The sequence below is a fragment of the Chryseobacterium sp. IT-36CA2 genome (assembly GCF_949767875.1).
GTDB lineage: Bacteria > Bacteroidota > Bacteroidia > Flavobacteriales > Weeksellaceae > Chryseobacterium.
The window spans coordinates 661,542-674,101 of the sequence record NZ_CATKPG010000020.1; the positions used below are offsets into that span (position 1 = coordinate 661,542).

The 12,560-nt window shown below is 34.7% G+C and carries 14 protein-coding genes and 3 tRNA genes; 10 read left to right on the plus strand and 7 right to left on the minus strand.

Annotation, left to right across the window (positions count from 1 at the left end; genetic code table 11):
• Positions 1 to 218: 218 nt before the first annotated feature.
• Both ACM6F9_RS10410 and ACM6F9_RS10415 read left to right on the plus strand, forming a co-directional pair.
• Positions 219 to 434 (plus strand): hypothetical protein, encoded by a 216-nt coding sequence (locus tag ACM6F9_RS10410; RefSeq protein ID WP_414845645.1) that lies wholly within the window; start codon positions 219 to 221, stop codon positions 432 to 434.
• 63 nt (positions 435 to 497) lie between these two features.
• Positions 498 to 1,277, plus strand: a complete 780-nt coding sequence (locus tag ACM6F9_RS10415; RefSeq protein ID WP_414845646.1) for a GLPGLI family protein — start codon at positions 498 to 500, stop codon at positions 1,275 to 1,277.
• A 93-nt stretch (positions 1,278 to 1,370) separates the two neighbouring features.
• Here the strand turns inward: ACM6F9_RS10415 and ACM6F9_RS10420 are convergent.
• The 3 genes from ACM6F9_RS10420 to ACM6F9_RS10430 all read right to left on the minus strand — a co-directional run bounded on the left by ACM6F9_RS10420 (position 1,371) and on the right by ACM6F9_RS10430 (position 1,665).
• Positions 1,371 to 1,443: transfer RNA gene (locus ACM6F9_RS10420), tRNA-Met, on the minus strand.
• A 38-nt stretch (positions 1,444 to 1,481) separates the two neighbouring features.
• Positions 1,482 to 1,554 (minus strand) — tRNA-Met (locus ACM6F9_RS10425).
• 38 nt (positions 1,555 to 1,592) lie between these two features.
• Positions 1,593 to 1,665: transfer RNA gene (locus ACM6F9_RS10430), tRNA-Met, on the minus strand.
• A gap of 101 nt (positions 1,666 to 1,766) precedes the next feature.
• Here ACM6F9_RS10430 and ACM6F9_RS10435 point away from each other — a divergent pair.
• The 8 genes from ACM6F9_RS10435 (at position 1,767) to ACM6F9_RS10470 (ending at position 8,813) form a co-directional block, all read left to right on the plus strand.
• The gene (locus ACM6F9_RS10435) at positions 1,767 to 2,378 is read left to right on the plus strand and encodes an L-threonylcarbamoyladenylate synthase (RefSeq protein WP_105703630.1); all 612 of its coding nucleotides are present in this window, start codon (positions 1,767 to 1,769) and stop codon (positions 2,376 to 2,378) included.
• Positions 2,379 to 2,422: 44 nt separating this feature from the next.
• On the plus strand, positions 2,423 to 3,124 hold the full coding sequence (locus tag ACM6F9_RS10440; protein ID WP_414845647.1) for a lysostaphin resistance A-like protein: 702 nt from the start codon (positions 2,423 to 2,425) through the stop codon (positions 3,122 to 3,124).
• Positions 3,125 to 3,128: 4 nt separating this feature from the next.
• Positions 3,129 to 3,887, plus strand: coding sequence for a peroxide stress protein YaaA (gene yaaA, locus ACM6F9_RS10445; protein ID WP_414845648.1), 759 nt, complete (start codon positions 3,129 to 3,131; stop codon positions 3,885 to 3,887).
• On the plus strand, positions 3,888 to 4,736 hold the full coding sequence (prmC, locus tag ACM6F9_RS10450) for a peptide chain release factor N(5)-glutamine methyltransferase (protein ID WP_414845649.1): 849 nt from the start codon (positions 3,888 to 3,890) through the stop codon (positions 4,734 to 4,736). It begins immediately after the preceding gene.
• A gap of 27 nt (positions 4,737 to 4,763) precedes the next feature.
• Positions 4,764 to 5,786 (plus strand): serine hydrolase domain-containing protein, encoded by a 1,023-nt coding sequence (locus ACM6F9_RS10455; RefSeq protein ID WP_414845650.1) that lies wholly within the window; start codon positions 4,764 to 4,766, stop codon positions 5,784 to 5,786.
• A gap of 4 nt (positions 5,787 to 5,790) precedes the next feature.
• The gene (locus tag ACM6F9_RS10460) at positions 5,791 to 6,150 is read left to right on the plus strand and encodes a DUF4180 domain-containing protein (RefSeq protein WP_414845651.1); all 360 of its coding nucleotides are present in this window, start codon (positions 5,791 to 5,793) and stop codon (positions 6,148 to 6,150) included.
• A 541-nt stretch (positions 6,151 to 6,691) separates the two neighbouring features.
• A complete protein-coding gene (locus ACM6F9_RS10465; RefSeq protein ID WP_414845652.1) occupies positions 6,692 to 7,264 on the plus strand; it encodes a hypothetical protein in 573 nt (190 codons plus the stop codon).
• Positions 7,265 to 7,271: 7 nt separating this feature from the next.
• On the plus strand, positions 7,272 to 8,813 hold the full coding sequence (locus tag ACM6F9_RS10470; RefSeq protein ID WP_414845653.1) for a lectin-like domain-containing protein: 1,542 nt from the start codon (positions 7,272 to 7,274) through the stop codon (positions 8,811 to 8,813).
• A gap of 18 nt (positions 8,814 to 8,831) precedes the next feature.
• Here ACM6F9_RS10470 and ACM6F9_RS10475 read toward each other — a convergent pair whose 3' ends face one another.
• From ACM6F9_RS10475 to ACM6F9_RS10490, 4 genes are all read right to left on the minus strand, one after another.
• Entirely contained in the window at positions 8,832 to 9,872 is a 1,041-nt protein-coding gene (locus ACM6F9_RS10475; protein ID WP_414845654.1) for an NAD-dependent epimerase/dehydratase family protein, read from the minus strand.
• Complete coding sequence (locus ACM6F9_RS10480) at positions 9,818 to 10,603, minus strand: SDR family NAD(P)-dependent oxidoreductase (RefSeq protein WP_414845655.1); 786 nt, start codon at positions 10,601 to 10,603, stop codon at positions 9,818 to 9,820. The genes ACM6F9_RS10475 and ACM6F9_RS10480 overlap by 55 nt, the downstream gene beginning before the upstream one ends.
• Before the next feature lie 159 nt (positions 10,604 to 10,762).
• The gene (locus ACM6F9_RS10485; RefSeq protein ID WP_414845656.1) at positions 10,763 to 11,851 is read right to left on the minus strand and encodes a helix-turn-helix domain-containing protein; all 1,089 of its coding nucleotides are present in this window, start codon (positions 11,849 to 11,851) and stop codon (positions 10,763 to 10,765) included.
• A 31-nt stretch (positions 11,852 to 11,882) separates the two neighbouring features.
• Positions 11,883 to 12,524, minus strand: coding sequence for a rhomboid family intramembrane serine protease (locus tag ACM6F9_RS10490; RefSeq protein ID WP_414845657.1), 642 nt, complete (start codon positions 12,522 to 12,524; stop codon positions 11,883 to 11,885).
• Positions 12,525 to 12,560 lie beyond the last annotated feature (36 nt).

Here is a 12,560-nt window from a genome sequence, read left to right on the forward strand (position 1 = left end):
AGTCTTTTATTATAATTATTTTGCTACCAAATTTAAAATTTATTCTTTAATATCAAAGTATTACGGAAAACCATTTTTTAAAATAATACATTATTAATATCTATGTAAATATAAGTGATAAAGTCACTTAACATAAAAAAATAATTCTCACTTGATTGGATTTATTTTTTATATTTGGTTTGAATTAGAATAATTATTAATCATCAAAACAAAAAATTATGAAAAAAACATTATTAGTAGCAGGTCTATTTGTTGCTAGTGTAGTTAGTGCATTTCCATTCAGGACTTCTTGTGGAACAGTTCTTCAGGTTAGCCAAACTATCGCTAACAACATGACGCAAAATCAATTATCAAATTATCTTACAGATCTTAACGGTGAAACATGTCCACAACATGCAAATTCCACTGTTGTAACTGTAATTTACAGCCACTAAAAAATTAAAAAAATTGCAACGAAGACCGTCATAATTTTGGCGGTCTTTTTTAATAGAAGTTTTATGAAAAAGATTATCCTGCTAATTAATTTATTAATAATAACATCTGCTTTTTGCCAGAAAAAATTTGATGTAGTTTATGAAGCAGATTATAAATTAAATTCTAAATTATCAAAATCAAGCAATTATAAAAAAACAACAACTTTTGCTTTGTTGATAAATCAAGAGGCCTCCTTTTTTAAGAACATGAATAAATATATTGCCGACTCTCTAGAAGTTGAAAAAATTACCATTCCAATGGAAGAATCTATGAAATATGTAACAGATTTTCGAGAGACAATTGGTACAACATCTGCTAAACTTTACGTAACTACAGAAATTAATTATGTAGATTATTCATATGAAGAACCAAATAATATTGCTTGGAAAATAAAAAATGAATTTAAAACTGTTCTTGGCTTTAAATGTCAGAAAGCAGAAACAACAAAATACGGAAGAACCTGGACAGCTTGGTTTACAACTGATATTCCTTTCCAATATGGGCCTTATAAATTTAATGGTTTACCTGGGTTAATCACAGAATTATATGATTCCAAAGATGACTACCACTATGCGCTTTATTCCTTTAGAAAAAGAAAATACACTTGTAAATCTGCTAATGTTGCAAATAACTCCAAAAAAACAACAAAAGATAAGGTATGGGATCTTTTAAAAAATAAAGTGGCAGGTAGAATGCAAGTACACCAACAGTTTATTGAAAATAAGGATGATCTTGAAATGATAAGGAGAAACACAGAAGCTGCTGCAAAAGATTATAATCCTATTGAATTAAGTATTTATTAGAATTACTATATTATTTGGAAAAATATCTTTTAACAGATATTGACAATATAAAAAAATCGATATAACAATAAGTCATATCGATTTTTTGTTTAGTAGCGGGAACCGGACTCGAACCGATGACCTTCGGGTTATGAGCCCGACGAGCTACCTACTGCTCCATCCCGCGGTATATTTTTAGAGTGTTTACCGAAAACACTTGCTTAGTAGCGGGAACCGGACTCGAACCGATGACCTTCGGGTTATGAGCCCGACGAGCTACCTACTGCTCCATCCCGCGGTGTATTTTTAGAGTGCTTACCGAAAACACTTGCTTAGTAGCGGGAACCGGACTCGAACCGATGACCTTCGGGTTATGAGCCCGACGAGCTACCTACTGCTCCATCCCGCGATATTGGATTGCAAAGGTACGAATATTTTTTACAAATCCTAATTTTTCTTTTAAATAAAGGACTTTTATGAAAACTATTTTATTATTTGTATCTTTGTTTTATGGCAAAAATATTAAAAATTTACCCAGACAACCCACAGGAAAATCTTGTGAATGAGGTTATTAAAACTCTAAATAATGGAGGGCTGATTATCTATCCTTCGGATACGATTTATGCATTAGGATGTAATATTTTTGATATAAAAGCCATGGAAAAGCTGGCACAGCTCAAAAAAATGAAGCTTGAGAAGTCAAAATTCTCGATTATCTGTAATGATCTGAGTCATCTTTCCGACTTTACAAGACCTATTGAAACTTCAGTTTTCAGATTTCTGAAAAGTCATCTCCCAGGACCATTTACATTTATCCTTGATGCCAACAAAAGTTTACCATTAGCCTATAAAGGTCACAAAACAATTGGTATCCGTGTGCCTGACCATCCGATTCCACAGCTTATTGTGGAAAAATTGGGACACCCTATTGCTTCCACTTCCATTAAAGACGATGATGAAATCATTGAATATTCTACCGACCCTGAGCTTATTGCTGAAAAATATGATCATTTGGTAGATATTGTGATTGATTCCGGATATGGAGATAATGTGGCTTCTACTATTGTGGATCTTACTTCAGGTGAACCGGAGATTATCCGTCAGGGAAAAGGGATTATTTAGTTTAAGGTTTAAAGTTCGAAGTTTACGGTTGAGAGATATAGGTTATGGGGATTAATGGGAAATATTCTATAGGAATTTTACTCACTTTTGTGCTTTTGGCGGCTGCAATGCTTTACGCTTTTCCTATTGTTACATTGATGACGGGAGTGCGGGGGATTACAGAAACCAATTTTCTTCTTACCAGATTTATCATTTGGGGGATTTTTCTTATGGTATTTCTCTACACCTTTTTTATCGAAAAAGGATCGTTCCTATTAAAAAAAGAAACACAATGTTCAATATTATTTTATATAAAAGCAGTGATCTGTTTATATTTTATCTGCAGTATTGGCGGAGCATTATTGAATGTAATGATTCATCTTCTGATCCAGGAAAAGATAAGTGATAAACTTTTTGAACTCACACCCATTTTTAAAAACAATTATTTTTTACTTATTTTTACCTGCTTTACAGCAGGAGCTGTAGAAGAATTCCTGATGAGAGGCTATGTACAGCCAAGGATTGAAAAAATGTATAACAGTCCTCTTCTCGGAGTTTTCGTTTCAGCTATTCTCTTTGGAATTCTGCACAGCACTTACGGAACCATAGGTCAGGTTATTATTCCTTTCTTTATTGGAGTCGTTTTTGCTATGTTTTATAAAATTTATTCAAATATTAAGATCCTGATCATCTGTCATTTTCTGATTGATTTTATCTCTCTGATGGCTATGAATTTTATGGATATTAAACACTTATCTTTATTTTAACATTATGAAAATTATAACATCACCTGCCAAATTAATGAACGTAGAAAACGCAACAGATCTGTTGAAATCTTCTACTCCAAAATTCATTGAAGACGCAGCATTGATACAGTCTTATTTAAAAGAAAAATCACCAAAATATCTTTCCGAGCTGATGGAAATATCTCCAAAACTGGCTGATGAAAACTGGGAAAGAAATCAAAAATGGAAATCCAAACCTACCGCAAAAGAATCCGCTCCGGCTATGTTTGCCTTTGCAGGAGAAGTTTACAGAGGTCTGGACGCCAAAACACTTAATAAAAGTGCAGTAGATTATCTGCAGAAAAATTACAGAATGCTTTCCGGATTGTATGGCTTACTGAAGCCTTCTGATAAAGTAATGCTTTACAGATTGGAAATGGGACGTCCTTTTCAGTTTGAACAATACAAAAACCTGTATGAATTCTGGAGAGAAAAGATTACAGAACAACTGAATTCTGAAATGAAAAAAGGAGAAATTCTTCTTCATCTTGCCAGCAATGAGTATGGAAAAGTAATCGACAGAAAAAAACTAAATCATAAAGTAATTGACTTCGATTTTTATGAACTAAAAGATGGAAAACTGAAAACCATCGTAGTGTACACCAAGCATGCAAGAGGTCTTGTGGTACGATTCTGTGCTGAGACCAATGCCAAAACACTGGAAGATGTAAAAGCATTCAACTATGAAGGTTACAGAATTGATGAAGAAAAATCTACGGATACAAAACTGGTTTTTACAAGATAAATGACAATTTCAGCATTTAAAAAATATTTCAAAGCAGAACTTTCCGACCTTTATACTGAGTCGGAAAGTATGTTTTTATCATCACTTTTCATTCATCAGATCGTAGGCTTTGACCATTTTCAGCAAAGAAGGTTTTCTGAACAGGAACTTCTGACTGATGATGAAGAAAAACTTTGTCAACTGGTTTCAGAACTTAAAACAGGAAGACCTTATCAGCAGATTCTTGGTGAAACTGAATTTTATGGAATGAAATTCTTCGTAGATGAAAATGTACTGATTCCCCGTCCTGAAACGGAAGAACTGTTGGAAATTGCTATTCGGGAAATTCAAAATTCGAAGTTTAAGATTCAAGGTTTAAAGATTCTGGATATAGGAACCGGAAGCGGAGTAATTCCTTTGGTTTTAAAAAAGCATTTTCCCGAAGCTGAAGTTTCCTCAATAGATTTTTCTGAAAAAGCACTGGAAACAGCCCGAAGAAATGCAGATTACCATCAGTTGGAAATACAGTTCATTCACGCTGATTATCTTCATTTCGAACCAACTGAAAGTTATGATATCATTATTTCAAATCCACCTTATATTGGGATTGAAGAAGAAATTGAAATCGCAGATTCTGTGAAAGGGTTTGAACCTAAAATGGCTCTCTTCTCTCCTACAGATGATGCTTTAATATTTTACAGAAAAATTGCTGATGATGCCCAAAAGCATTTGAATAAGGACGGTTTTTTATTTTTAGAAATTAATCAAAAATTAGGACCCGAAACCCTGGAATTGTACCAAAATTTTTCTAACGCTCAATTATTGAAGGATTTATCTGAAAATGACAGGTTTATTTATGGAAGGAAATAAGTAATTTTGCTTCCATACACCTAACCTATGAAAACTTTGCTATGGAATTTCCTCATTGGTATTTCACTGATCATACAACTGGTATCCTGCAAACAGCATCCCGGAGATGTTGTGAATGAATATTATAGTAAAGGAGAATTCAACGGCTCTGTTCTGATCGTTAAAAACGGTCAGATTGTTTGTGATACCGCCTTGGGTTTCCGTAATATTGAAAAAGGGTTAAAAGCGGATAAAAACACTTCATTTTATATTGCCTCTCTCAGTAAATCATTCACTGCTGCAGCAATTTTAATGTTAGAGCAAAAAGACCTATTGAAACTTGATGACAGAGCTTCTCAATTCATCTCACTTCCTGACTACGCCAAAGATATCACTGTAAGGCAACTTTTGCATCATACTTCCGGAATTAAAGATTATGAGAATTTATTTTCGAAAAAAGGATTGACCAATCTGGAGGTAATCAATTGGTTATTTCAACTTAAAAAACTTGACTTTCTTCCAGATAGTCAGTTTAAATACAGTAACAGTGGGTATATCATTCTTTCCCAGATTATAGAGAAGGTTTCCGGAAAATCTTATCCGGCTTTCATTAATGAACAGATTATGATGCCTTTAAAAATGCGTAATACTTATGTTTATGAACCTGACACCATGATCCAAAATAAAGCGTTGGGATATAATAAAGAGAAGACCCCTGATGACTACTCCATATTAACCACTGGCGATGGCGGGATCTACTCTACCCCTGAAGATCTTTATAAGTTTGATCAGGCTTTGAGGAATAATACTCTTATCAATAAAGAAAATACAACGCTCATGTTTACTCCATCAAAACTATCTGATGGTCAGGTTTCAAACTACGGATTTGCCTGGTTTTTGGAGGAAAATAAGAGTGAAAAAATCGCAATGCATACAGGTGGACTCAATAGTTTCAAAGCTTTATTCTGGAGAGATCTTAAACATAACAGCTGTATCATCGCCTTTACGAATCAAGGAGATACATTTCCTTTAGATCAATTTTTACAGGATATCAAAAAAACAATACAATAACACAATGACCATTCAATCTCACGAAATTAATACGATAAAAATTGCAGAAATCATTTCCGATGATATGATTATTCAATCTGTTCAGGACGGGTTAGATCTTATGGGAAACATTTATTATCAGGGTTTTGATAAAGTAATTCTTTACGAAAAAAATATTACTCCCGAATTCTTTGACTTAAAAACCAGAATTGCAGGAGAAATTCTTCAGAAATTCTCGAACTATCGTATCGGGCTGGCTATTGTAGGTAATTTCAGCAAATACGAAAGCAAAAGTATGAAGGACTTTATTTTTGAAAGTAATAAAACAAAACATATCAATTTTGTAAGCACTCTGGAAGATGCGTTAAATAATTTTCCAAAATAGACTCTTTTTCAATTCTTTATAGTAAAAAAGGGAAAATTTTTCTTCATTTTCCAATATCAATGCCTCCATAAAATCTATTTTTTAAGATTTTTCACTAAAATATAAAGATTTGCATAGTAAAAACAATCTCATTTATTTGTGAAATACGTAAAATTTTAAGCCAAAATATGTTAATCATTAAGGAGAATTTAGAATTAATTCTATAAACATCAACCTATTGATATTTCTTTGTATATTTGCAAAAAAACACGAGGGAATATGAATCTTACTTATTTAAGAGCTTATACGGCTACATAATTCAATTTATTTTTCCGACTATTTCAGATAAGGCATGAAGTTGTCCTCTATAGGGCATTATGTTATTATCTGTTATTGGCTTTTAGGAACCCAAAGGTTTCTTCATGTCATTCTATGGACACAATTCATTATTGAAATGAACTGTTTTTGATACTTATTCCTTTGATGGAACTGATCTGGCTGAAAAAATGCCTTTCAAAAAAACATAAAAAAACATACACAGATAAAAATTATTAAGAACATCATGATTAAAAAATTATTTCTACCAATCGTTTTAGTAAGTTCATTTTCATTTGCACAGATAGGGATAAACTTACCCACACCTGATGCCAGTGCAGCACTTGATGTTTACAGTCAAAGTAAGGGAATGTTAATGCCTAGGCTTACTACAGCACAAAGAAATGCTATTGTTAATCCGGCGAGCTCCCTTCTTATCTATGATACTGATAAAAAGTGTCTTAGTCAGAATGTGGGAACACCTACCAGTCCAGATTGGTTATGCATCAGCAACAATGCTGTAAAAATGTTTTACATGCCAAGTGTTTCTTTCGATACTTCCACTACCGCAATAGGTAGAACCAAAGACTTATATACTTTATATAAAACTCAGTTCGGGTCTCCAAGAGCAAAGAGCACCAGCGCTCCTGCATCTATTCCTTTTTTCCCGTCCAGTAAAGATCTTTATTATTATGTAACTGATGCGGACACTAATGTATTCAGTAATATAACTATTTCAGACGATGGCGTAATGAAGTATGATGTAAAAGCAGCCGCTACAGACTGTTCTTTTATTAATATTGTTTTCGTTGTTAAATAATTGAGTTATGATAAAAAGTACCTCAATTGTACGATACAAAAGACTTCTACTTGCATTTCCGCTGTTTATGCTGTCCCAAAATATAAAGGCACAGAATGAACAGGGAACAGGATATCCGTATTTCGTGAACTTCACCCAGGGGCTACAACCTCAGGAAGCTTATAAAGTGGCGACAAGCGGAGTCCAGAATGATGCTACTTTTACCACAGACGGATTACGACTTACCCGCAGTGTAAATAATATTTCAGGGGGAGTAATCCTTGCTGATAAAATATTCAAAAGTGATCAGGGAATTAAATTCGAATTTGAATTCGCCATATATGGAGGAAATACAAACGGAGGAGATGGTATTTCTATATTCTTAGTAGATGGATCTATTCCTAAAGCCCAGCTTAATCTAGGATATTTTGGTGGGGGATTAGGATATAGTTTTATACGCGGTGGTGAATCTACAGAAGGACTTAGAGGAGCCTATCTAGGGATAGGTCTTGATGAATACGGAAATTTTAAAACAAGCTTTAATCAGGGTGAAAGGGTTAGAAATGGAATTTTTGGTGTTGGATTAGCCGATGGAAGAAGTAATGTTTCTTTAAGGGCTAAACGCGGAAATCAGTCTCTGTCATCAGCTGAGCCTGCGGGATACAATGGTTACCCGCTGCTTTACAGTACAGCTACGAACGCCTCCCCTTCCAGCAATAACAGGTCTGCTTATCTGGATCCTGCAACGGGAAAATATATTGGTATTAAAAATACGACTCTTCAGCAATTCAGCATTGAAAGTGGTGGAACAACTTTTCCACTTAATGAAAACGATGCGAGATTCCGTAAAGCATTTGTCACATTAGTGCCCAATCCTGCCGGTGGTTACAATATAACCCTGGAAATTCAGCACGGAACCGTGAAAGAAAAAGTAATTGATAATTATTATTATCCTACTTCACTGAAATATACTGAGACTACGATATCCAACACTACAGTAAGAACTTTGGATACTTCAGCACCTTCTACTTTCAGAATTGGGTTTGCAGCTTCTACAGGAGCCGCTAAAAACATCCATTTATTGAGAAACTTAGGAGTTACCAGACCTTATGCAGCGGAAGTAACAGATGATCTGTTTGCAGGATGTCCGGGGATAAAATCAACGTATTATCCTTTGCTTAATGATGCAGCTTATTCTTCAGCAAGCGGTCAAAACCCGCCAACGCTTTCCTATAATAACCTTGATTTTAATTCATTCCGTTTTTTAGATAACAATGGAGCGGTGATTCCTAATATTACTGGAGGTGTTTATACCAACAGCCAGGGAACGTGGACCTATTATCCTACTACCGGAGCGCTTTCTTTCAGACCTGCGGTTGGATTCACAGGAGTTGCCCAGGTACAGTATGATATTAAAGGCGGTGGAAGTAATGGTACTGAAGCTCCCTACAATAAGGAGGAATACAGATCATTACCTGCATTGGTACAGGTTAATATTTCAAGTGCGAATAACTGCAGCAAAGCCTGCGTTGTTTCCAACAAAAATGTAACTCAGAAAATCATAAGATAAATTAATAAAAACCAGCTTTTAAGAGCTGGTTTTTTTATGATTAACAGGATTTTTAATAAAATACTGAATAGCATCTTCAATCGCTTTGTCAACAGGCTGGTATTGAATACCCAACTCCTCTACCGATTTCTGATTAGAATAATAATTGCAGATCTGCAATGCTTTCATATTAGAGGTACTGAGATTTGTTTTTATTTTGAATCTTCTTAAACCATCGCCTATCAATCCCAGAAAGCTTAACACTTTATTGGGAATAGCTATCATTATTGGGTTTTGACTGGTAATCCGGTTTACTTTTTTAAAAAAATCTTTATAACTTAAGTTTTCATTGGCTAAGAGGTATTTTTCGCCAGCTTTTCCGTTTTCAACAGCATTTACTATTCCGGTGGCTGCATCTTCTACATGTACAAAATTTTTCCCTCCTTTCGGATAAAAAAGCAGTTTCTTCTTCCACGCCCAGAAGATGATTTTTCCGGAGCTTGGCTTACTGTCATAAGCACCAATCATAAAGGTTGGATTAACGATAGTAACCTCTGTATTTTTATTGTTTTTTAAAAGATAATCTTCCGCTGCCAGCTTACTTTGGGCATAGAATGAATGGGTAAAAGGATAAATTTGTGGTGCTTTTTCACTTCCCCAGAACGCCGTATTTCCAAATCCCAGGGTATTTGCTGTGCTCACAAACAAAAACTTTTTTACCCCCATCAGTTCTGCATGGGTAAACAGATTCACAACGGTATCATAATTCACTTTTCTATATTCATCATAATTAATGAAATGCTGGCGTGTTTCTGCCGCAATATGAATGATACAGTCGATATCAGTAAGAAGTGTTGAGATATCGGATGATAGATTCACTTCCAGCAGTTTCAGATTTTCGTTTTCTTCACCCAGCCAGTTGCTTTTCTTGCGCACCAGAGCAATAACAGAATAACCATTTTGTAATAATTTAATGATAACATTAGTTCCAAGAAGCCCTGTAGCTCCTGTTACACACACTTTTTTCATGCTTCGATTTCTCTTTTTATAGCCTGGGTCATTAATGGAAGTTTGATCCATATGGGTAAAATTTTCATCACCAGCCAGCTGATTGGATTCACCATAATTACGGAATCTTTTTTAAACAATTGGCGAATACAGTAGGAAGCTACTTTATCAGGATTTAAAAGGGTTAACCTGCCCATAAAACCTTGTTTTTCTATTCTTTTACATACATCTTTGTTGGTTTTCATCGCCCCCGGATTCACGACACTTACAAAGACGTTGGTATCTTTCAGTTCTTCATGAAGTCCTCTTGAAAATGAATGAATAAAGCTTTTAGAGGCAGGATATACCGTTTTAAAACCAATAGGAGAAAAGGCAGCCATACTTGAGACATTCAGAATATAGGCTTTGGGTTGTTTTAAAAGATTGGGAAGAAGCTGATGGGTAATCAGTGAAGTGGCCGTTACATTCACCTGTAAAATAGTGTTGATATAATCCGAAGAAGCTTCTGTGAATTTTTTAGTTCCGCCAAGCCCTGCATTATTGATCAGGATATGAATATCAAAAGACCGGTTAAGCCATTCTGTAAGCTTCATTACATTTTCATGAACAGAGAGATCTGTTTCGTAGTAATGAACTTTTACATCATACAGCTCCTTTAAATCCTTAGAAAATTCTTTGAGATTCTGATCCGGAAGGCTTACAAGAATAACATTGATCTTTTTCCTGGCCAGATTTTCAGCGAATGATTTACCGAGCCCTTGACTTGCCCCCGTGACCACTGCATATGATTCTTTGGTGTCCATAAGTTTACATTTTATGGTACAAAGCTATCTCGAAAAGCAGGTTTAAATGTTCCGGATTATCTGAACGAACTGATTTCCAAACGAAAACCAACAAACACATAAAGTTTTAAAAATCAATAATTTAAATTCAATTAAAAGTAAAACTTTATAAACCGGAACTTATTTTTTAAACTCAGAAGGCGTTTGTCCGGTCACTTTTTTAAAGGTAGTATTGAAAGAGGTTTTAGAATTGAATCCTGACTCGTAAGCAATTCCCAGAATTGACAATTTGCTGTTCGGTTCTTTCAAAAGCTTTTTGGCATAATCTACTCTGTACTCATTCACGTATTGGAAGAAATTTTTTCCAAAGCCTGTATTAATCACATAGGAAAGATGATGCGTTGAAACGGATAACATTTCAGCCAGCCTGATCAGGTTAAGTTCGCTGTCAAGGTAGGGTTTTCGCAATTCCATAATGCTTTCTAGTGAGGTTTTAATTTTTACTAATTCTTCATCTGAAATTAGTTTTTTCTTTACTTCTTCCAGATCGGAATCTTCATCAATAGAAATAAGTTCCTGTCTTTGTTTTTCTTCTAAAGGATAAATTTCTTTCTGTTTCAGAGAATAATATCCCACCCAATAAATAACGGATAAAAAGACAGCATTGATAAAGAAATTCAGTGATTTTGGGTCATAGAACAAGTTATAGATCACATAAATGATGTTCACCATAAGAAGTACCAGTATGATATACTCCAACCAATTCAGATTTATTCCTTCTGTATTGGACGAAAACTGCTGAATCTTCCGCTGATGCTTTCTGATGGTAATATAAGAAAGGCCAGTATAGAAAAGCGCCTGAATCAGAATGAGAATAACACTCAGATAGTCAAATGGTTTTGCATATCCCAATTTGATCAATACAAGGCAGGCAAGAAAAGCTGCCGGGAGTATTAAAAACTTTGCATCGGTGATTTTAAAGGTAAAAGAAGGATTGGTATAGAACAGTACACTAAAGTAAAAAACAATAGGGGTAAAAAACTGAATAAACTTAACCCAAAACAGGGAATGAAAATCAATGATGGAGCCTGTAATGAGAAACAAAACTTCATCCAGCCAAAAGGTAGACCACAGAAAAAGAAATATTCCGAACCAGAAATTAGCTTTATGATTTACTTGTAAAGGATTGGCCAGCTTCAGCAGAGAAAGCAAAACCAATGAACCATAGATAAGTATCACGATGAAACTGTTTAACTCTGATGTGTTCATTGGTTTTGATATTTTGATTAAAAATAGTCTTTTATCCTATTCGTTTCCTTACAAAAATTTCATATCCTAAATAAATTAACGGAAGCGACATGATTCCTAAGAAAACAATATTACTCATGGCCAGCTGCGGATGCATTACAATGGAGTAAACCAGCCCGAAAAAGGCACCTCCAAGGTGAGCTGCATGTCCCAGATTATCCCATTGTTTTGGATTCAGCATCATATAAACAGAATACCCAAAATATAATGTTCCAAACAGCCATCCCGGTAAGAAGTTTACACTGATCTCGTTTGGTGCCATCGCAATGGAAGCAAAAATGATTCCCGAAACGGCTCCAGATGCCCCGATAGCTGAATACCAAGGTTGATTTTTATAAATCAGCAAACTGAATAAATTCCCAAGAATCATAGATCCAAAATAAAGAATTACAAATCCTATTTCACCAAAGAAACTCACAACAACTCCCTGGAAAAAGTACAGAGAAAGCATATTAAAAAATAAGTGCATAAAGTCTGCATGTAAAAATGCAGAACTGATAAGCCTTATATATTCTTTACGATTCGCAATAGCCCCTACATTGAATTTATATTTTTCAAACAACGCTATATTGTTGAATCCCATGTAACTGAAAATACATGTGACTGCAATGATAATTAAAACAACTGTATCCATCGTATTTTTTTATGTTATACCTGAACAGACATTCAA